Annotated in this window: 20 protein-coding genes, 1 pseudogene and 1 riboswitch; of the genes and pseudogenes, 1 reads left to right on the top strand and 20 read right to left on the bottom strand. The window is 42.3% G+C overall.

What is annotated here, in order from left to right:
- Positions 1–32 precede the first annotated feature (32 nt).
- From H8716_RS15370 to H8716_RS15345, 6 genes are all read right to left on the bottom strand, one after another.
- Entirely contained in the window at positions 33–734 is a 702-nt protein-coding gene (locus H8716_RS15370) for a transglutaminase-like domain-containing protein (RefSeq protein ID WP_015527132.1), read from the bottom strand.
- Positions 724–1392, bottom strand: coding sequence for a class I SAM-dependent methyltransferase (locus tag H8716_RS15365; RefSeq protein WP_249309880.1), 669 nt, complete (start codon positions 1390–1392; stop codon positions 724–726). The genes H8716_RS15370 and H8716_RS15365 overlap by 11 nt, the downstream gene beginning before the upstream one ends.
- A gap of 57 nt (positions 1393–1449) precedes the next feature.
- Positions 1450–1638, bottom strand: coding sequence for a ketopantoate reductase family protein (locus H8716_RS15360; RefSeq protein WP_330606658.1), 189 nt, complete (start codon positions 1636–1638; stop codon positions 1450–1452).
- Positions 1639–1657: 19 nt separating this feature from the next.
- A complete protein-coding gene (locus tag H8716_RS15355; RefSeq protein WP_330606657.1) occupies positions 1658–2032 on the bottom strand; it encodes a ZIP family metal transporter in 375 nt (124 codons plus the stop codon).
- Positions 2033–2304: 272 nt separating this feature from the next.
- Positions 2305–5511, bottom strand: a complete 3207-nt coding sequence (locus H8716_RS15350; protein WP_249309878.1) for a hybrid sensor histidine kinase/response regulator — start codon at positions 5509–5511, stop codon at positions 2305–2307.
- Positions 5512–5734: 223 nt separating this feature from the next.
- Positions 5735–5825: riboswitch (cyclic di-GMP riboswitch) on the bottom strand.
- Positions 5826–5974: 149 nt separating this feature from the next.
- Positions 5975–7765 carry a flavin reductase gene (locus H8716_RS15345; protein ID WP_249309877.1) on the bottom strand — a complete coding sequence of 597 codons (1791 nt, stop codon included), beginning with the start codon at positions 7763–7765 and terminating at the stop codon, positions 5975–5977.
- A gap of 176 nt (positions 7766–7941) precedes the next feature.
- On the opposite strand from H8716_RS15345, the gene H8716_RS15340 reads away from it, so the two are divergent.
- Entirely contained in the window at positions 7942–8577 is a 636-nt protein-coding gene (locus H8716_RS15340; RefSeq protein WP_249309876.1) for a Crp/Fnr family transcriptional regulator, read from the top strand.
- Here the strand turns inward: H8716_RS15340 and H8716_RS15335 are convergent.
- From H8716_RS15335 to H8716_RS15270, 14 genes and pseudogenes are all read right to left on the bottom strand, one after another.
- Positions 8569–9996: a P-loop NTPase family protein gene (locus H8716_RS15335; protein WP_249309875.1), complete on the bottom strand. Its 1428-nt coding sequence runs from the start codon at positions 9994–9996 to the stop codon at positions 8569–8571. The two genes, H8716_RS15340 and H8716_RS15335, sit on opposite strands and share 9 nt — an antisense overlap.
- Positions 9997–10130: 134 nt before the next feature.
- Complete coding sequence (locus H8716_RS15330) at positions 10131–11063, bottom strand: AEC family transporter (protein ID WP_249309874.1); 933 nt, start codon at positions 11061–11063, stop codon at positions 10131–10133.
- Between the two features lie 232 nt (positions 11064–11295).
- Positions 11296–13791: an excinuclease ABC subunit UvrA gene (locus H8716_RS15325; RefSeq protein WP_249309873.1), complete on the bottom strand. Its 2496-nt coding sequence runs from the start codon at positions 13789–13791 to the stop codon at positions 11296–11298.
- A gap of 127 nt (positions 13792–13918) precedes the next feature.
- On the bottom strand, positions 13919–14311 hold the full coding sequence (locus tag H8716_RS15320) for a pyridoxamine 5'-phosphate oxidase family protein (protein ID WP_249309872.1): 393 nt from the start codon (positions 14309–14311) through the stop codon (positions 13919–13921).
- 64 nt (positions 14312–14375) lie between these two features.
- Entirely contained in the window at positions 14376–14747 is a 372-nt protein-coding gene (locus H8716_RS15315) for a zinc ribbon domain-containing protein (RefSeq protein ID WP_249309871.1), read from the bottom strand.
- Positions 14748–14776: 29 nt separating this feature from the next.
- The gene (locus tag H8716_RS15310; protein WP_249309870.1) at positions 14777–15436 is read right to left on the bottom strand and encodes a coiled-coil domain-containing protein; all 660 of its coding nucleotides are present in this window, start codon (positions 15434–15436) and stop codon (positions 14777–14779) included.
- 93 nt (positions 15437–15529) lie between these two features.
- Entirely contained in the window at positions 15530–16546 is a 1017-nt protein-coding gene (locus H8716_RS15305; RefSeq protein ID WP_249309869.1) for a magnesium transporter CorA family protein, read from the bottom strand.
- Positions 16547–16647: 101 nt separating this feature from the next.
- A pseudogene (locus H8716_RS15300) lies at positions 16648–17142 on the bottom strand (L-serine ammonia-lyase, iron-sulfur-dependent, subunit alpha); the annotation flags it as partial.
- 15 nt (positions 17143–17157) lie between these two features.
- Positions 17158–17310 carry a hypothetical protein gene (locus H8716_RS15295; RefSeq protein WP_249309867.1) on the bottom strand — a complete coding sequence of 51 codons (153 nt, stop codon included), beginning with the start codon at positions 17308–17310 and terminating at the stop codon, positions 17158–17160.
- Positions 17311–17318: 8 nt separating this feature from the next.
- On the bottom strand, positions 17319–17978 hold the full coding sequence (gene sdaAB / locus H8716_RS15290) for an L-serine ammonia-lyase, iron-sulfur-dependent subunit beta (RefSeq protein ID WP_249309866.1): 660 nt from the start codon (positions 17976–17978) through the stop codon (positions 17319–17321).
- A 110-nt stretch (positions 17979–18088) separates the two neighbouring features.
- The gene (locus H8716_RS15285; protein ID WP_249309865.1) at positions 18089–18856 is read right to left on the bottom strand and encodes a sulfite exporter TauE/SafE family protein; all 768 of its coding nucleotides are present in this window, start codon (positions 18854–18856) and stop codon (positions 18089–18091) included.
- Positions 18853–19323 (bottom strand): MarR family winged helix-turn-helix transcriptional regulator, encoded by a 471-nt coding sequence (locus H8716_RS15280; RefSeq protein ID WP_249309864.1) that lies wholly within the window; start codon positions 19321–19323, stop codon positions 18853–18855. The genes H8716_RS15285 and H8716_RS15280 overlap by 4 nt, the downstream gene beginning before the upstream one ends.
- 153 nt (positions 19324–19476) lie before the next feature.
- Entirely contained in the window at positions 19477–21135 is a 1659-nt protein-coding gene (locus H8716_RS15275; protein WP_249309863.1) for a hypothetical protein, read from the bottom strand.
- A complete protein-coding gene (locus tag H8716_RS15270) occupies positions 21119–22099 on the bottom strand; it encodes a glycosyltransferase family 2 protein (protein ID WP_249309862.1) in 981 nt (326 codons plus the stop codon). Before H8716_RS15270 ends, H8716_RS15275 begins: the two co-directional genes overlap by 17 nt.
- Positions 22100–22239: the final 140 nt, after the last annotated feature.

The following is a 22239-nucleotide window of genomic DNA, read 5'->3' as shown; positions in this document are numbered from 1 at the left end:
CCAAATTTAATTTTAATTCTAAAAGCTTAAAACTATCGTTCTCTAATCTTCCTGACATTACGATTCATGAGGTGTCTTCCAATATGTCTATAAGCAAATGCTTTAAAGGCTGAAATTTCTTGATGATGTTCCTTCAACAGTTCATCTGGACAATCATAAACACCAAAATCCTGATTGATTCCCTCGCTCTGAATATAAGTATTGTTCCTATCAAACTCAATAATGAGATTTCTGAAATCCTTGACTGCTACTCCATAACCGCAAAATGCACCTGTACATTCCGAATTTTGTTCCTGTAACTTCTTTATGTAGGTTTTATCCAAAATGAAAGCTTCCAGTTCGTACCACTGATTTTCGAAATTAATTTCTACCCAGCTATGGAAAATACTTTTTGGAGCATTACGGTAAACAAACCCTGTCATAGCCCCTTTCTGCAATCTTTTATCAATCGTAAAACCATGTACTCTGCATGGAATATTGCAGGCACGTAAAAGTGCCATAAATAAAGTTCCTTTTGTATTACATTGTCCATAACCATCTGCAAGTACTTTTGAAGCTGAAATTCCGTCATCAATATTATATCCAAATAAAACATCATCTCTTACATAGTTGTAGATTGCCTTAATCCTTTCAAATTCACCCATTTCCTTCCATTTCATATTTTGAATAAGTTTTTGAATTGCCGGATTAGAAAAATCAACCATTCGTGTTTCCCTAAGATACTTATCTTTCATTTCCTATCGCCTTTCCCATAGGTTTTCTCACAACACAATGCATTCGCATACCTTTACGAATTTCAAATTTTTCTACTTTTAATCCTGCTTTTTTGCAACATTTTATGACCACATCTCTTGTTGGCACCTGGACATCTCCATGTCCGCATATATTTGCCAACGGCATTTCCAATGTATTCATTAGCCATACCAATACTTTGTTGTCACTGGTCACATCTCTAAGAACCAACCTTCCATTTGGGCGAAGACATCTCTTCACACTGTCAAAAAATGCCTGTGGATTCGGATAATGATGGAAACTCATAGAACAAATAATTGCATCAAATGAATCATTTTCAAAAGGAAAGTTCTCACAGTCTCCTACAACAAATGTTGCATTTGAAATATTTTTCTTTTTTGCCTGTTCAATCATTGCCGGAGTCAGATCCAGTCCTGTATAATGCCGGTCTGGATATTTTTCTGCTAATAAAGAAATCATTGGTGCAGGTCCGCAGCCTGCATCTAATAAATCTCTAAATGGCTCCTTATCTAATTCTTCCAGAATATCCGGATAATCTTTCTTGCACATTTCGTAAATGCCAGCATGGTTACTTTCATATCTTCCTGCTGCTTTTGTAAATTCTTTAATTGACAATTTTTTATATTCTTCATTTTTCATGCTTTTTCTCCAATCACTGTACCTTTTTCGCCTTGCATCCGCATTTCTTCATTTTTTTCATATAAGCATAAAACTGCTTAGTTCTTTCGGATTTATTTCCTGATTTTTCTTATATTGCAATCCATTATTTCTTAAAGCCTCAAGTCTTTTACCTCTGGCATAAATATTTGTATCATAACCGGCTTCTGCAAATAAAGCCGCATACAAGGATCCAATCACACCAGCACCATAAATCAATATTCTCATAAGAATCATTCCTCTCCTCTTACCCCAGTGCCACATCCAAGATCATCATCAAACTAAATCCAAGTGCAAAGAAAAGCGTACCGATATTCGAGTGCTGTCCCTGAGACATTTCCGGAATTAGTTCTTCAACCACGACATATAACATAGCTCCTGCTGCAAAGCTGAGTAAATATGGTAATGCCGGGATTACCAGCTGTGCGACAAGAATCGTCATTACTGCTCCAATCGGTTCAACAACTCCTGAAAGTACACCTCCTAGAAATGCCTTTCTCTTACTTTCACCCTCTGCCCTAAGCGGCATGGATATAATCGCTCCTTCTGGAAAATTCTGGATAGCAATTCCAAGTGATAAAGCAAGTGCACGTTGCAGTAACTTGCTAAGTGTTTTTCTCATAAAAAACACGCATGCTGCACCTAGCGTTGTTCCAACAAATGGAATCAATATACCTTCAAAAACATTCATTAGCATTATGTATTCCTTTCTGTATAGTCAAAAGTACTTTCACATCGTTCTGTTATTAGTTTTAACTAACCGCCATGTATAAAAGAAACCGTGCAAAAAGCATACTGTAATTTCACACGGTTTTCCTTATGTTTAAGTATATCACTTACGAAATCATATAGCAAAAGAATTCTTTCAACAATGCTTAAATTTTTCCTAGACAATTACAGCCAGCTTTCCAGAATATCTTTCAGCTTATTCATATCAAGCGGTTTTGCGATATGCCCATTCATACCTGTATTTTTGGCCAGCTGTACATCTTCTGCAAAAGCATTGGCAGTCATGGCAACAATCGGCAGTTTTCCCTGTTCACCCGGAAGGCTCCTGATTGCTGCGGTTGCCTCATACCCATTCATGACAGGCATTTGGATATCCATAAAAATAAGGTCATACAAGCCTTCCGAAGAAGACTCCACTTTTTCAACTGCAATTTTTCCATTTTCTGCCGTTTCCACTTCCGCCCCTGTCATCTGCAGAATTTCAACAGCAATTTCTCTGTTTAACTCATTATCCTCGACCAGCAGAATTCTTTTTTCTGTGTAATCTGCTTCAGACAGCTCATCCAGATAATTTCTTGCTGTTTTTTCTTTTCTGCCAGAAGTAAACTGCCGCAATGTAGCCGTCAAACGGGAACGGAACAGCGGTTTTGCAATAAAAGCATCTACGCCCGCAGCCTTTGCCTCTTCTTCGATCTCGCTGAATTCATAAGATGTCAGTACAATAATGGTAATCTCTTTCCCTATCCGTTTCCGGATCTGTCTGGCTGTTTCAATTCCGTCCATATCCGGCATTTTCCAATCTAAAATAACAGCAAAGTAATCATTTTTTAGCTCATGACGTGCATAACAGCGCTCAACGGCTTCTCTGCCGGAGAGGACCCATTCGCCTGTAATCCCAATCTCCTTCAATGTGGCAACTGTACTTTCACAACATGTCTTATCATCATCCACAACCAGAACAGGTAGATTCATCAGATTTCTGTCCTGTTCTTTTTCTTTTTCCTGAAGTTCCAGATAAATTGTTACTGTAATTTTAGTTCCCTTATGTAAGGTGCTTTCCACTTTAATATTACCATTCATCAGGTTCACAATATTTCTGCTGATTGCCATTCCCAGACCTGTTCCCTGGACTCCGGTTGTCCGATGGTCATCTGCGCGGCTGAAAGGATCAAACATGATTTTCTGGAATTCCGGTGACATACCGATCCCATTATCCTCAATCGTAAATTCATAGCATCCAAGTTCCGAAAATCCGTTTGGCTTTTCCTCTATGGAAAAAGTAATATTCCCACCATCCGGTGTATACTTGATTGCATTACTCATCAGATTCACAAACACCTGCTGGATCCTCAGGCTGTCACCACAGACATCCTCATGTTCAATGTGATTAATACGTATATCAAAATTATGTTTATGTTCATCAATTCCCTGTTTCGTAAGTGTAATAAGATTATCCACCAGCTCTGACAAGTTAAAATCTTCCTGTGCCAGCGTCATTTTGCCACTCTCAATACGTGCCATATCCAGCACCTCATTGATCAGCCCCAGCAGGTGACGGCTTGATTCTGTAATCTTGCTGAGACATTCAATAACTCTGTCCTGACTCTCAATATTTGCTCCTGCGATTGCCGTCAAACCCACAATGGCATTCATCGGTGTCCGAATATCATGGGACATATTGGAAAGGAATTCTGTCTTCGCACGATTTGCATTTTCTGCTGACCGATAAGCCTCTTTCAGTGCCTGACGGGATTCAATCTCTGCTTTCTTCTCCTGCGTCACATCCATAGATGCCAGCAATACCTTTACCAGCTTTCCATTCTCCCATTCCAGTGGAATATAAGAAGCGATTTTATAAGTCTTTTCATCCAGACTGCAGTACTCAAATTTATAAATATCATTTTCATTTTTCAGTTTTTTCCGGATATTTTCCGGTGCTATCAGGATATTGATAGCTTCCAATGGTTCCAGTGTCTTATACTGTTCAAGAACCTGCATCTGAAAATCATGATAAAATCCCAGAGGTTTATATATCATCTGGCCATTCAGGTTGTAGAATTCATATCTGTCATTTTCCAGATCACAGACAACAAAACGGTCAACCAGACGCACAATGCTCTGGATTAGCTGCTCCATGGAAGCATTGTCCGCTGCCATCTGCAGATGCCGTGCGCTCTCTACCTTAGCCTCCGTGATATCCCGCAGGAAAATCATGGCATATTCTGAATCCTCTATCTCGCCGCGTATGATCACATTACGAACCCATCGTTCTTCTCCATTCAGAGTGATGCGGCACTCTAAAGCCAATTCGGTTTCCAGACCTTTCAGCTTTTCCGCAATATAACCACGGTCGTAAAAAGAGGATACCGCCTTCTTATCTGTCTCCACAACATAGGAATCCACAAAATGCCGAATCAATTCATCCCACGTATAACTCTGTTCAAAGACGGTCATCAGGGACGGTTCAACCTTAAAGGTATCAAAAGTATTCGCTTCCAGATTCACATAATACTCGCACAAATCTGCTTTCGTAAAAGCCCGGTGGAAAGCAGCAGATTTTTGTGCCTGCATGATTTCTTTTTTCTCCGCATCAATGTTAATAAAAATCCCGGCAATCCTGCTGGCAGAACCATCCAGACGGCGTATTACTTCTGCCGATGCCCGAAACCACTGGTATTGATTATCCTTCATTCTCATACGATACTCTACCTGGTATTTTATCTGGTTCGTCTTATCCTTAATTGCCGCCTGAAGCTGCACCATTACTCTTTCTTTATCCTGTGGATGCAGAAGATCTGACCAGGATTCCAGTTTATTCGGAAAGTCCAGAGTGTCATGATAGCCGAGCATTTTTCGGAATTCATGACTCCAGTTTGCATTCACAATCTCACTGTTTTCGTCACAGTCAAAATACCAGAAGCCGGAATAGATAGCCTCATTGAGCAGTGCCAAATTTACATGATCCCAGTTGACCTGTACGGACATAACCCAGATCTGTCTGCCCGCCTCATCTGTCGCATCCTCTTTACAAAGCCGTACATTATTCACTGTACCGTCTGCTGCAAGGATCTGTGCTTCCCCTGTTCCGTGAAGCTGCAAAAAACGGTCCCGGTCCAGTATATCTTCCTCGTCATAAAAGAAGTTTCTCAATGAGCCTTTTGTCTGTTCCATGAAAGTATCGAATGTATGTCCTGTACTATGCAACAGTAGATTACTCACAGACAAAATAGACAGGTTTTGGTCATAAGATCCTGTCATTATACCTACCCCGCCATTATTTTCCAGTGTTTTCTGTATGGCCTGTGACATGGCCTGTGTCTGCCCCGTTACAGTCTCACCTAAGGAATATATTTTGTCTTCATAATTTTTCATTTTATAAAAATCCTCTCTCCGTCTTATGCCTTCTTCATCCTGCTTTTATCTGTATACAAAAAACCTGTCTCTGCTAGTTTTGTTACCCATTTTTGCATACAAAAAGGACACCTGCCCAAATTCAGCCAGTGTCCTTACTGTATCGCTTTATAACCACATATCCATATCGTATAAAAATTATCGGAATCTCTTCCGTTCTCATACCTTCTCCATATATGGAAATGGCAGCAACCGGCTGACATGGTCAAACTTTTTGACTTTAGCCCCATCTGGCTTTGCGTCCCTGCTTTTCAGCAAGTTTGCCTTTAAATATTTTTTTGCAAAGATAAAATACCATGAAGTTTTTTATACGTCAATAATGTCGGATAGAAAATCTGTATTTTTATTTGGATTTTGAATATTTTCAATAACGACAACAGAGCTGCTGCTAAACTGCAACAGCTCCACTATAGTTCATCTGATTTTACTGTATCGGTTCAAAGTCTACTGCTCCGTGTTTGCACAGTGGGCAGATGATATCTTCCGGAAGTTCATCTCCTTCATAGATGTATCCGCATACCTTGCATACGAATCCTTTTTTGCCTTCCGTTTCTGGCTTTGGTTTTACATTCTGCTGATAGTAAGTGTAGGTCATGGTGTCCTGATCACTCATGACGCGGGCTTCAGTCACACTGCAGATGAACATTCCGTGAGTGCCCAGATCTACGTACTGCTCTACTTTCAAAGACATAAATGCATTGATGTATTTGTCCAGGAATATCAGACCATTTCCGGAGCGGTTGATCTTCTGTCCTGCGAATTTGTCCACGGTTCTTCCTGACTGGAAGCCAAACTGCTGGAATACTGAAAATGGTGCATCTACGGACAGGCAGTTTACATTCAGTACTCCGGTCTGCTGGATTACATGATGAGAGTAATTTGCTTTGTTGATATTCACCGCTACACGGTATGGATTATCTGTCAGCTGAGTAACGGTATTGACAATCAAACCATTATCCTTCTTTCCGTCATTGGATGTTACCACATAGAGTCCATATCCGATACGGAACAATGCTGTCATGTCATTTTTATTTGCGAGACTGTCGTCTTTTGCAATATATTCTTTGCAAATCTCATCTGTCATGGCTTCTATCTGTTTGCGGTTTTCTTCTTTTACTGCAGACCAGATGTGTACGTTATTCTTCAGCCATTCTATTTTCTTGCAGCCTGCCATCATTTCTTTCATAATTTTTGCAGCCAGAGGTGCCCAGGTACCATTTTCAATAAGGCCTACCGTACGATTTTGATAATTATGCTCTACCAGTCTGGTAATAAAGTCATTCATAAATGGATAAATACTGGCGTTATAGGTGGTGGTTGCAAGAATCAGCTTGGAATAACGGAATGCATCACTGACTGCATGAGACATATCATCTCTCGCCAGATCATAAACCACAACCTTTGGACATCCCTTGGTTTTCAGTTTGTCTGCAAGGAGATTGACCGCCATCTTCGTATGTCCATATACGGATGTGTATGCAATAACAACGCCATCTTCTTCCGGTGTGTAGGATGACCAGGTATCATAGAGTCCAATGTAATGCCCCAGATCTTCGGTAAGCACCGGACCATGCAGTGGGCAGATCATCTGAATATCCAGTGTTCCGGCTACTTTCAGAAGCTTCTGTACCTGTGCGCCGTATTTTCCTACGATTCCGATAAAATATCTTCTCGCTTCGTCATCCCATGGTTCTTCTACATCCAGTGCACCGAATTTTCCAAATCCATCTGCGGAAAACAGGACTTTTTCGGTGCTGTCATACGTAACCATAACTTCTGGCCAGTGTACCATTGGTGCAAATACAAATGTCAACTGATGATAACCAAGAGACAATGTACCGCCATTTTCCATCTCAATCTTCTTGCCTTCCAGATCCAGTTCAAAGAAGTTGTGAATCATGTTCATGGCTTTTCCGGTAGCTACTACCGTGGTATCCGGATAGACTTTCAGGAAATTTGCAATATTTGCTGCATGGTCAGGTTCCATATGCTGTACAATCAGGTAATCCGGTTTACGTCCTTCCAGAACCTGTTGAATATTATCCAGCCACTGGTGAGTAAATTCTGCATCTACCGTATCCATAACTGCAACTTTCTCATCCAGGATCACATAGGAATTATAAGACATTCCGTTTGGCACTTTATACTGTCCTTCGAACAGGTCAATATTGTGATCATTTACTCCAACATATTTAATTGTATCTGTAACCTTCATCCTCATTTCCTCCACTTCTTATTTATTTTTTCTATTTTGTAGATGTAACCTTGTGTTCCTTAATTTTGTTAATATAATAACAGGTATTTTCAAATTATTCTGTTGCAAAAGTCACAAAATTGTTTTTTATTGTAAAAAATATGCTATAATCGTATCATACGCAAAGGAGAATCACCATGTCCCAGATTACACTTTTTACGGATATTCTTCCCGAAGAACAGGAAAGAATGCGTGTCTGTTTTCAGGCGAAAGAGACAATTTTTCAAAATGGAGAAACAATCATGGAATACTCTCATTCCATGAATAAGATCGGCCTGATTCTTTCCGGTCGCGCCGTACTGTATTGCTGCGATGAAGCAGGCAACCAGTATCTGATCGATGAATTGAAAAAAGATGCGGTTTTCGGAGAACCGTTTCTTCTTCCGGCTGATTCCCAGCACTATTATGTCAATGCGGAAGAAGAAACGAAAGTCATGTTTATAGATTATGAGCACGTTATTAAGCGATGTGAGCATGCCTGTAACCATCACAGCCAGATGGTCAGCAATCTTCTGCAGATGACAGCCCTGCAGTCCAGACAGCAGATGAACCGCATCTATGTGCTGTCCAGATCTACTACCCGTGAGAAGATTCTGGCCTATCTGAACAGTCTCTCTGCCGAAACACACAGTCAGAATATAAAGGTTCCTATGTCTTACACTGCTCTGGCTCAGTATCTCAGCGTAGACCGCAGCGCCATGACAAGGGAGCTGAAAAATCTGGAAAACGAAGGTATTCTGAAAAAAGACGGACGGATTTTAACCTTATATTAGTTCTAACAGTGAACTATAGAGTTTTTCATTCTCCATTACCACCAGTGCCAGTTCTTCTTTTGCCTGATTCAGTGTATGAAACAGCAATCTTACATCTGACATGCCATGTCCGTAGTATCTGGCTGACCTGAGATACCCGTTTCCATCATAATAATACCGCTCATCCAGAAGCACTGCCAACCGCTCTACATCTCTTACTGCTGCAATTTTCACTTCCGGGGCTTCTTCTTTACTAAGATAACCTCGACTGCTGTATCCTAGCAGCAGATTTTCTGCCTCTTTTCTGTTATTGGCGTAAACAATCTCCACATTTGGATAAGATCTGTGATTGCTTTTTCCCGGCAGATGCATCATATTCTGGATAAAGGAAGACAGTTCCGCATTGGTCCGAATACGGTTCGTCAGACGAAATGTCTGGATTGCCGGAAGTCTTTCCAATGTTTTTCCTATACTTTCCCCCAGTTCTTCTTCTGCAATCATATCCTCATAGTCACTGGAGAATATAATCGGACAAACCGCATTCGTTTCCGTAAGGAGTTTTAGTTTTTCCGTTGATAAAAGATGTGCTTCATCAACTAAAATAGCATAATAAGACCTTAAATCTGTTTTTTCTTCTATCTGAGTATCGGATAAAAAATCTATCCTGCGCAGCCGTTCATGCAATATTTTCCACTTTTTGCCGGACTCACCACAATGAATGATACATACAGACCTCCGTCTGGATAATTTCATTGCAATATCATAGAGAAGCAATGTTTTCCCGGTCCCGGGCAGACCACTGAACCAGAAATATTGTCCCTCTTTTGCTTTCATTTTTCTTAAAATCTGCCTTTCTATATCTCTCTGCTGAGAAGTAAGAAAATACTCTTTTCTGAGAAAGCGATCCGGCTCTTCCAATGGTGAGATCAGATACCATTCTGCCTGAAAAAGTTCCTCTATATCCCCCTCATAATCACGACTGTCATTTTGCAAGTCCGCACACAACTCATCCCAGCCGGCATTGACAATGTGATCATGATTCGTCAGGCGCACCAGGCGATTCTGACTGCTGATATAGGTATAAGAGCGAATCGGCCGGCCAAGTACAGACAGATAATAACGATTCTGAATCAGTTGTTTTCGAATAGCCTCATCCGATACTGTTCCACTCTTCAATTCTATATTCAATATCTGGTTTTCTTTTATCTGAATAAGATCAAATTCCTTCCCCAGTCTTGGGATCTGAAAAGAATAGAAAAAGCTAAGAACATATACTTCCTGCATATGAACTTCCAACTGTTTTATCAATTCTCTCATACTGGCCAGTTCCCATTCCCGGATCTTCAGAGGATATTCCCTGCCAGACAGATGCTGCTCTGCTTTCTGCAAAGATTTTAGATTCTGATTCCGTGTAATGGCATATACAGATACTGACTTCACTCCTTCTCCCCTCCTACATCCGAAAGATCTGTATTTCCTATACCGCGTTCTGTATTATATTTACAATTTTCAAAATTAACGCTGTAATTATTTATGCAGGAACCGTCTCCCAACATTCCTCTTTTCTCTCTATTTTACATTACTATCTGAAACAGAAATACCATCACTGGCATGGTAAGTATGGATAACAGCGTTGTTAGCACATATAAAGAACTGGCATAGGCTGCATCTCTGTCATATAACTGTGCCATCGTCGTGATCATGGCACAGGCCGGTGTAATAGATGCCAGATATACTGTCAGCAGGATGTTCTCTGTATCTGCTGCACCGCTTATATTGCAGATGATCTTCATCAATATCAGCACCAGAACCGGATAAACCAGCAGTCTGAGTGCTGCAGACAGATAACTTCTTTTTCTGGAGAATACAGACAGAAGCGACTTGTCCGCTATGACCATTCCCGCAATCAGCATTCCCACCGGTCCGATCATATTGCTCACAGATCCAAGTACATCCTGCACTCCTGAAGGGAACTCTAAACGCAGTAAAAAGAATATAATACCGACTGCTATGGAAATAATATTGACATTCAATACAATCTTTTTCCAGTCTATGGACTGTTCCGCGCAAAGCATATTTTTGCAGTGTGTCCAGAGCAGGATCAGCTGTATGGCAATAAAAGCACTGGAATAGATCACATATTCCTGACCAAGAAGTCTCTGTACCAGCGGAATGACCAAAATACCCGCATTAGGGTAAATCAAAGATGCCCGCTCGATCACATCCAGATGCAGCGGCTTTTTCAGAATAGCCGTAACCGCCAGAAACAAAATATGTACTGCTGTGGCAGCTATACATGCCAGTAACAGCCCTTTTTGTACTTCCGGTGTGGCATCCACCTGAAATGCATTAAGAATCACACATGGATTGATCAGATACGCCATAATAACGGACAGGCTTTTACTGTCTGAAGACTTCAGAAGTCCGGTTTTCACAATCACATAGCCCATTACCATTATGGCAAAAAGTTTGATTATTTCCTGCATCAACAATAAACTCAGTTCCATTTTCTCTTCCTCATAGTTATTTTTGTTTCAATATCCGAATGAATTCTTCGATCAGTCTGCGCTGAATTGTATAGAACTTTTCTGAAATATCCTTCTTTTTCAGAAACATATTTTCCTCTAATGGAATCAGAAGCTTTCTTCTGTCTCAGGTGTTCTGATCACTCCGCTGCGTACACCGATGAATGTGCGGGGTGCTTTTTCCTGCTGCTTAATGGATACCATCAAAGATCTGTCAGATATATCTTCCTGTGATACTCTCTGGATTCTTCTGTATCTGCTCCGGTGTTCCGGCTGCTACGATTCGTCCCCCGGCTTCTCCGCCGCCGGGTCCCATATCAATTATATAATCTGCATTTCGAATTACATCCAGATCATGTTCGATAATCACTACAGTAGCCCCATTCTCGATCAATGTCTGGAACACCTGCAGAAGCGTTCTCACATCCAGAGGATGAAGTCCAATGGTCGGTTCGTCAAAAACAAATACCGAATCCGCTTGACCTTTTCCCATCTCACTTGCCAGCTTCAGACGCTGTGCTTCTCCACCCGACAGGCTTGGTGTCTCTTCTCCCAGAGTCAGATATCCAAGTCCCAGCTTTTCCAGTACTTCCAGCCGCTGATGCACCGTCTTCAGATCTTCCGTCACTTCCAGTGCTGTGTGAATATCCATTGCCATCATCTGTGGCAGAGAAATCTTCTGTCCTTTTTTATTCTCATGATAAACCTGATATGCTTCTTTTCCATAACGTGATCCACCACACTCCGGACATGGCACATCTACATCTGGAAGAAACTGCACATCCAGACTGATCTCTCCTGTTCCGTCACATACCGGACAACGCAATTTACCCGTATTATAAGAAAAATCTCCCGCTTTGTATTTCCATTTCTTTGCATCTGCTGTCCGCGCATAGATCTTTCGCAGTTCATCATGTACATTGACATAAGTAGCCACGGTAGAACGGACATTGATGCCGATGGGCGTGGCATCAATCAACTTCACATGAGAAATGTCCTCTGCTATCACACTTTTCACATGCTCCGGCAGACGCGTTCCATTGATCTGTGCCTGCAGTGCCGGAATCAGACTCTCCAGTACCATGGTTGTCTTTCCGGAGCCTGATACTCCTGTCACTACGGTCAGACGTCCCTTGGGAATATGAACTTCCAGAGGCTTTACCGTGTGAAGTGCTTCAGTCGATAAATAGATCTTTCCAAGTGTAAACAGATTTTGTTCCTCTGTCTGGCTACGAACTCTCTTCTCTGCCTGATCTGATAAAAATGGTCCAATCATAGAATCTGCATTTGCTGTAATCTCAGGAATGCTACCTTCTGCAATTACATATCCTCCACCGTTCCCGGCTTCCGGTCCCATTTCAATGATCCAGTTAGCTTCTGACAGGATCTGTGTATCATGATCCACCAAAATGACAGAATTACCGTCTGCCACCAGATCATGCATCACTGCATTCAATCCCACAATATTCGACGGATGAAGCCCGATCGATGGTTCATCCAGTACATACATGACTCCCGTAGTACGGTTGCGCACAGCCCTTGCCAGCTGCATACGCTGGCGTTCTCCAGTAGAAAGGGTCAATGCTGCCCGATCCAGTGTCAGATAAGACAGTCCCAGATCCATCAGTCTTTTGGCTACCGTCTGGAAGGATTCACAGATACTCTCTGCCATGGGCCGCATCTCTTTTGGAAGAGTACCCGGCACTCCTGCCACCCATTTTACCAGATCTCCCAGTGTCATCTGACAAGCCTGATCCAGACCAATACCTCTTATTCTTGGTGCTCTGGCTTCTTCCGATAATCTGCTGCCATGACATGCAGGGCAAACCTCTTCTTTCAGGAACTTTTCTACCCGTTTCATACCTTTTTCGTCTTTTACTTTTGCCAGCGCATTCTCCACAGTATAAACTGCATTATAATAAGTAAAATCCAGTTCACCAGCCTGATTAGACTTCTTTGCTTTATAAAAAATATGCTTTTTCTCTGCCGGTCCGTGATAGACAATTTCTTTTTCCTGATCCGTCAGTTCCCTAAATGGTATATCGGTCCGTACTCCCATTTCCCGGCAGACATCCGTCATCAACGACCACATCAGACTGTTCCATGGTGCAACTGCTCCGTCATCAATGCTAAGAGAATCATCCGGCACCAATGAATTCAGGTCGACCGTACGAACACTTCCGGTTCCGCCACATTTAGAGCAGGCTCCCTGGGAATTAAAAGCCAGTTCTTCTGCACTCGGCGGTCGAACCACTGCGCCGCATTCCGGACAGATGATTTCTTGTTCCGCTGCCACCTTTAGTGTCGGAGGCACGTAGTGCCCGTTAGGACATCTGTGGGATGCCAGTCTGGAATACATCAGTCTCAGACTGTTCAGCAGTTCCGTTCCTGTTCCAAAGGTACTGCGGATTCCAGGAACTGCCGGACGCTGATGCAACGCCAGTGCCGCCGGCACATATAGCACCTCATCCACCTTTGCCTTGGCTGTACCTGTCATTCTTCTTCTGGTATACGTAGATAAGGATTCCAGATATCGTCTGGAACCTTCTGCGTACAATACACCAAGTGCCAGTGAAGATTTGCCGGAGCCTGATACTCCGGCAATCCCTACAATCTGATTCAATGGCACATCGACATTAATATTCTTTAAGTTATGTACTCTGGCACCTCGAACTTTAATACATTCGGGCACTGTCTGCCTGTCTTTCATAAAAATTTTACCTGTTTTTTATGCATAACTGTTCAGTATCTTCACGATGGGTTCTGAGCAGTTACACACTATTTTCCATTTCTGCATTAATGATATCTTCACTGCCCTGTCTGTTTATTGCCTATATCTAAAACTTTATAACTTCCGGCTCATGCGTAAAAGAACTGAAGGTTGCTGTTGCATTTTTGAAATAGAATACTTCTGTATTTCCGTCATCTGCAGAATACATTTTCTGTAAAGACGGATATGCATCCAGCATAGACTGTCTTGCTTCTCTTCTGTCATCTTCCACCAGTTCACCGGCTACGCGCAGCCATTCACCATTATGAAATGCACAGATCTCCGCTTTTGGATTGGCATGAAGCTGCTTTGATACATCCTTCACCTTACCAGTCTGGATATACAGCTTTCCTTCAAAGATATGAGCTGTTCCAAATGGTCTGACTCTTGGCTGGTCACCTTCTACCGTTGCCAGATAATAAGTTCCTGCATCTTTTAAAAAATTCACTACACGTTCCATACTTCAAATCCTCCTGCACTATTTATTATGTTTATCCAATATGTAATTGGGATAAAATCAAATTCTAGAACCGATTTCCACACTTCGGGCAATATTCAAAATCCTCCTGCGTAGTATACCCACAGTTCACACAGTGTTTCCATCCTCCCTGCTGATACCCATTCATTCTCTCCAGATCCTGTGGATGAATCTCCGGCTGTTCGCCCCGATCTATCCGTTTTCCAACTTCTGGATTCAACCGATATGTAGTATGACAGCAACTGCTCTCAACATAATACTGCTTATTCCACTTCAGGCAGGGAATGAAAAATAATGACAATACGGTATACGTCATGTATACCATGTACCGTCCATACCTTCCACACTGACTGCAAACCACTGTCTGCTGAAAATTCAGTTTCTTTCTGCCTTCTGTAATTCCCATCATGAAAAACATATGCCTACCTCAACAACTCTCGAATGTCCTCATTCATTTGCACTTTTTTCCAAAGATTCCTGATCTTTTTCGTTTTCCTGATCTTCGGATATCTCTTCTGCTTCCACGATCTCTTTTGGTGGGAGAGCAGCCAGTAATTCCATATGCTTGCGGTACATTTTCATGATCTCTGCCTTGAATCCGGTCACATCCATCAGTATCCTGTCATATTCATGCTGCAGGCTGTCACAGCGCAGTTCTGCTTCTGATGTCACACGCAAAGCTTCTGCCTTGGCATCTTCCACCATCTTCTTTCCTTCTTCTTCCTGTTGCTTTTTATCTTTACGGGCTTTCTCACGGATATCAAATGCCTTTTGCTGTGCTTCTACAATCACAATCTCACTCATTCTCTGAGCATTCAGGATCGCATCCTGAATAGTTTTCGGGTCTGCACCTTCTGCCTCCATACGATTGCGGTATTCTTCATATTCCCGTTTCAGATCCTCATATTTTTTCTCAGCCTCGTCTAAACGCTTCTGCTGATCTTCAATCTCCGTTCTCTGTTCCTGAATCTCCTCTTCCAGCTTTCTCTGCTGCTTCTCCTGATCTTCCAGTTCTATCTTTACCCGCGTTATATAAGTATCTACATCAGACTTCTGATAGCCCATAAATCCTGTACGGAACTTTACCTCTTCTGTTTCCAAACTCATTTCCGATTCTCCTTCACATCAACCGATCTTTCCGTTCTAGTATACTCAAAAAACTCCCATCCTGCAATCCGGAATGAGAGTTTTAGCAGCTATTTATAGTATCTTCCTTTTCTTGAAGATAATGATAATCACAGCGACCACCAGAAGGCTTAAACCTATTACAAAAGGATATCCATGGGTCAGCTCCGGCATGTTATCGAAGTTCATCCCATACCAGCCTGTAATTAAAGTCAACGGGAAGAAAATCGTGGAAATAATGGTCAGGAACTCCATGTTATCGTTCTGGTGCTCTGCCACTTTTCCCTGGTAGGTATCACGAACCTGACCAATGTAATCCAGCAGATACATGGTCCGGCCCATGAGACGGTCAGCCCGGTCAGAAATGGTACCGAAATAAGACAGGTTTTTTCCGGAAAAGAAATTATTCTCATTTTCCTCCAGTTGTTTTCCAAAGTCATTCATTTCATCATAATACTCTCTCAGAATCAGAAGTTCTTTTCGAAGTAATGCAATCTCTTCCGTAACCTCATCCAAATCATCTTCGTTGATCTCTTCTTCTATATTCATGATCTTTTTTTCATATCTTCCCAGATTGTCCAGGTCTTCATCCATAAATTTCGCGCAGAAATTATACAAAAAACGTTCTCTGCTCTGTCCCGGCTTGGTTCTGCTGGCTATGATCCGCTTAATGACTTTTTCGGCAAATTCCTCATCATCGATAATCACAATATTCTTCCGGTTTGCAAAAAAGTACATACGGATTTTTTCTCCCAGCACATCATTCCGCCTTGGAATATGAAGGTTCCCGCAGATACATTTCTGCTGTGACTCCACCTTACAGAACTCAATATCATCCAGATCAATTTCTCCTTCATAAGAAATACCTGCGATCTCCAGAGCCTGCAGTGCCGTATCAGATTCAGAGACAAACACCGCACGAAGCTCTTTTTTCTGTTTCTGTTCCATCATACTTTCCGGATCCATCTGCTTCTCCGGGTTCATCTGTTTTTCCAGTTTCTTCCGCTCTTTTAATTCTGCTTTCATTTCCAGATATTCATCCATGGATGATTTCATAATTGACTTTTTCAGAATATATACTTTAATTGCCATCGGTTCTCCCTCTTTATCCGTCTGCCCCGTTTTTTCAACTATTTCTTAATCTTGCCACGTTTTTCTAAACAATTTTATCATAATCCGGCCTGTTTTTTCAATTAATTCTGCATCCGATATTTTTCCCATTTTCTTGTCAGATCGCAGATGCACCACGCAATCGCCATTCCTCCGGCAATTCCCATAGCACATAAAAAAGTCTGGCTTCCATACTCCCCTGCCTGTTCCATATTTCCTTCTGCCAGTGCACTCATACAATAATATAAGGTACTCCCCGGTATCAATAACATGATATCTCCTATCATGATTTTGTCCATATGTAAGACCGGGAACATTCCTCTGAGTATCTTTTCTCTGGCAATGCCACGTTCCTTCATCACGCTTACCAGACAGCCCGGCATAATCCCACAGGAACCGGCCGTAGGTGCAGCTACAATCTTTCCCATTGCTGCGTTGTATTCTGACACTGCCAATGCTCTCGCCATGGCACCAGTCATAAAACTTCCTGTAATACCACCTGTTTTTCCATATTTCATCATTTTCCAGGCATCTCCACCGGTTAATCCGGATGTAGAGCGAAGTCTCGGATCCATACCGCTCTCTACGGCTTTTTACATCACCTGCAGGCTCTCTTCCATCTGTGCGAGAAGACGCTCTTCTGTCTGCTCCATCTGCGCAGCCTGATCCTTCAAAACAGCTTCACCGACACTTATTCCATTTTCCTTTGCAGTCTCCACCAGCTCATTGATTGTTGTATATTCCATAGCCGCACCTATATCACTTTCAGAATAATTGCACTGATTACATGAGGAAGCACTTTCAGCTGCTCCGTCAGCTTTTCCGGTGCTTCTCCGTCAATCTCAATAGTCATGATCGCTTCCCCGCCTTTTTTCTGTCTTGACAAACGGAAGTTTCCGATATTCACACCGGAATATGCCATAAAATTCGTCACCGCGGCAATAGCACCTGGGCGGTCATAATGCCGCACCAGAATCGTGGTACTCTGCCCGGTATACGATACATCCATACCATTGATCTTTTCCACCAGAATATTACCTCCACCCACAGATGCTCCCTGGATATCCACAGTTTTTCCGCTTTTTCCAAGAAGATGTATCCGCGCAGTATTTGGATGACTTTCTGGTATCATCACTTCATGAAACTCATACTCCAATCCCTGTTCTTTCGCAAGATCCAGAGAACAGCGAATCCTCTCATCAAATGAATTCATTCCCATAATTCCTGCAACAAGAGCCTTATCTGTCCCGTGTCCCCGGTAAGTCTGTGCAAATGAACCTGATAATTCAATCACTGCCTTCACCGGTTCATCTTCCAGGATCTGCCAGGCAACCCGTCCCAGGCGTACTGCGCCCGCCGTATGGCTGGAAGAAGGACCGATCATTACCGGACCAATGATATCAAATACATTCATATATATTCATTCCTCCAAATATGCGAAAAAATACTGTTCAGAATATACCAGATCTGAACAGTACTCATTTTATCATGCTTCCAAATACATGAAAAGTGTGGAATTGATTTTTACGAAAATACCATTATTGCAGCTCCCAGAATTACCAGTACCGCACCGGTTGCCCGGTTCAGTGTCTTTGGCTCTGCCTTATTGGCAAAAACAGCTGCGATTCTCGCCCAGATAAAAGTGAATACCACACACAGGATCCAGACTGTCCAGTCCGGTGCTCCTCCAATGGCAAAGTGAGATACTGCTCCGGTCAGTGCGGTAAATGTCATAATAAATACGCTGGTTCCCACTGCTGTTTTCAGTTCATATCCCAGCACACTGGTCAGAATCAGAAGCATCATCATGCCGCCACCGGCACCTACAAAACCACAGATAAATCCAATGAGCATTCCACAGATGACAGACTGTATGGCACGCTTTTTCGCAGACACCGCCTGCATACTCTCTTTCGTTGTCATAACCGGACGAACAATGAATTTCACGCCCAGCAGGAACGTCATGACTGTGGAAAATCCTCCCATGGTCTTCGATGGTACCAGGCTGGCAATAAAACTTCCGATTATCGTAAATACCAGCACACTGCACATCATAATGATTCCATTTTTAATGTCCAGATTTTTATTTTTACCGTAGGTATAGGCAGATACCGCACTTGCCAGTACATCTGATGACAGTGCGATTCCCACGGCCATATATGGATCCATATGAAGAAATGTAATCAACATCGGGCTGATGACCGCGGCAGCACTCATTCCTGCAAATCCTGTGCCAAGGCCTGCGCCCATACCTGCAAAAAATGTTACTAAAACCATAATAACCCAATTCATCTTTTCTTATCCCCTTTTTCTGTCAATTTTGCTTTTGTTTCAGTGTGTTTTGCATCTTCTATATTCTGTCGGATCGTGTCCATGCAGCGCCCAAATACTTCCATGTCAGACGGTGTAATATGGGCTGTCAGGATCTCACGGTAATTCTGCTGCACCGCTCTGCCCTGTTCAACTACTGTCTGGCTCTTTTCTGTCAGCAGGAGCTTTACCTGGCGTCTGTCTCCCGGCACCGGCTCCCGCTGCAGATATTCTTCCTGCACCAGCTTCTCCACATGAAATGAAACCAGATTCGCCTTGATTCCACGAACCCGGCAAATGTCTCTGGCAGTATCATATTCCGGATTATTGGCCAAAAACAAAAGAATGTCCAGCGCAGTCTGCGGCAGATTACAATTCCTGCATACAGGCTGGCACAGACTTTCATATAATTCCAGTGAATTATGTATCATAAAAAGCAGTTGATTCATGACTTCTCCTTTCTAATTATTTCAATATTGAACTATTCGTTTTTGAAATGATAACACTGTTTTCTTTTTCTGTCAATTGAAAACTATTTTGGGTTCTGAATCGTTAAAAAACAGGATATCCCATCTCTGAGATACCCTGTTCTATCATATCTGTTATTGAATCTGATAAATTCCTGTTTTTCCGTTCACTGCCACTTCTTCTGCCTCTGCATCTGCATCATAATAGGTATGCAGATACTCCATAGTTCTGTCGATCTCTTTATCCACCAGATATATCTTCTCATTGCCGATCATATCCCGAAACGGATTGACTACACCATATTTTTCCAGTACTTCTGTATAGACTGGTGTATTAGCTGTCCATCCGCCAAGGGGATACAGATTATCTGCCATACCTTTTGGAATCACATCAAACACGCCATAGGCTTTTGCAAAAGATACGGTTCCCATCTTTGTCAGATACAGATGTTCCTGATCACTGTGAAGTTCCTTGATGAATGCCCTCATTTTCGAATAATCTTCTTTAGCATTTACTCGTAAACGTGAAACCCAGCTGCCCTGTGACACACAGACTGCCAGTGCCAGTACTGCCAAAACAGCCCCTTCCACACAAACATATTTTCCATTTCCCTGATTATAATTCCATATAACCACCAGCGATGCCGCCAGCCATATTCCCACGTCAACTCTGTTATAGAGATATCTTCCCTGATAATACAGGTAAAAATACAACAGCATTATCATCACTGCCTCAAATACCAGCGATAATACAGACTCTCTGCTGAATGTTCCAGTCAGAAAACTGTAAAGAAATACCATCAGAAAAATATTGAATACTGCAATGGTAAAAAACTTCACCGGGAACAGATGAATATACCCGGAAATCAGTTTCTTGTTGACAGTCCTTTCCGGCTTTGCAGAAGCAATACTCTTCATTACCTCTGTAGACATCTTTTCCGAGTCGCCATGATTCCACTGCTTATAGAGCTTAAATGCATTTTCATCAATCTGTAATGCATCATAGGTCTCTTTGTGAGATTCATAATCCGGGAAACCATAATCATACAGTTCTGTTCGGACTGTATTATATGCCAGATAATCCTGCCATACTTCTGAACGGTATGCCAGTTTATCTGCCACAAACAGTCCGCCAACCACAACTGCCAGAATTGCACATCCTGTCAATCCCTGCACCAGAATGATATTCTTCTTTTCCTTTAGCTGACGGCAACAGAAAAACAATACCGGTATTCCTGCTGCTGACATAAGTGCCGCCTCTGCAAAAAACTGCACATTCCGATACATAAACCCAAAAGCACAAAGGAAAATACTGCCTAGCAGTCTCTGCTTAAATTTTTCTTTACTGATCACTGCATAACAGAATAAAAACAAACCTGCTGCTGACAGAATTCCTGCTGTTTTGGTATATTGCAGCTTAATATATGCCTCAAAGGAAAATGCGGTCAGAACCGCTGCAAGTATCCAAATCACATTCCAGCTCTCGATCTTGTTCAGGCATACATAGGTAATTGCCGTAAACGCTCCCAGAAGCACTCCATACTGGATCAGTGCATACCATGGTACACCACCTGCTGCCTGATAACACAATACCAGGAGCTTACCCAGCACATAATTGATGTATACCAGATGAGCATCTGCCCCCAGCTTCACACCGCTGACCATACAGAGAATCCCCATATCATCATTGGTCTCATACTTTGGCCTGAAAATCAGCAACAGTAACAGCAATAACGCACCATTGACCAGCAGGGAAAACCAGAACTTCTTTTTATTCTTATTTATCCAGTTCATTATTTTCCTCCATATTGTCAGTGCGCTTGCTGATAATATAGCGCGGACGGTCCTTCGTCTCCATATAGATCTTGCCTATGTATTCTCCCAGCACGCCCAGACAGATCAGCTGAAGTCCACCCATCAGACAGATAATATCCAGAGTACTTGCCCATCCCGGCACCGTCTGATGCTGAAAATACCGTACAAACGTCCAGATGATCATCAGGAAACTGAGAGCCGATACCCCCAGACCTATTGATGAAATAATACGGATTGGCTTGATACTCAGGCTGGTGATCCCATTCAGAGCCAGTTCCAACATCTTCGTCAGTGGATAATGGCTTTTCCCTGCCATACGTTCATGTCGCTCATAATATACTTCAGTACTGGAAAAGCCAATCAGCGGAATCATCCCCCGCAGGTAAATGTTCACCTCTTTGAAATTCCCCAGTTCTTCTGCCACTCTGGCAGAAAGCAGACGGTAATCGGCATGGTTAAACACAACTTCCACGCCCATCACACGCAGCAACTTATAAAACGCCTCTGCTGTAAAACGCTTAAAAAACGTATCGGAAGATCGGTCATTGCGCACGCCATACACCACATCAAATCCTTCCAGGTACTTTTTTACCATCTCATTCATAGCATTCAGGTCATCCTGCCCGTCACAGTCTATAGAAATTGTGATATCACATTTATCCTTTGATTCCATCAACCCCGCCAGTACCGCATTCTGATGACCACGGTTCCTACTCTGGGCAATGCCGGCAAAATACTTATTATTCTTCGCCAGCGTAGATATAATCTGCCAGGTATCATCCTTACTTCCATCATCCACAAACAGAATCCTGCTGCTGTCCTGCACCAGATTCCGTTCAATCAGTTCCTGTATCTTATTCAGAAACAAAGGCGCCGTTACCGGCAGTGTATTCGCTTCGTTATAACAGGGTATTACAATATATAAAACCGGAATATCTCTCACTTACTGTCCTCCTGAAATTTATCTCTTTTAAAAAATGACATTCAAGTTATGAGCCTATCTTTCTGGCAACCTTGAAAATGCCAGGAGCATTCCTTCTGCCCCTGGCATCCATTATATCGGTTTATGTAAGGTATTTCAAG

It is taken from the genome of Jingyaoa shaoxingensis (assembly GCF_014385005.1).
Taxonomy (GTDB): Bacteria; Bacillota; Clostridia; order Lachnospirales; family Lachnospiraceae; genus Marvinbryantia; species Marvinbryantia shaoxingensis.
Note: the sequence above shows the minus strand (reverse complement) of the source record. Positions and strands in the feature narration are given on the sequence as shown.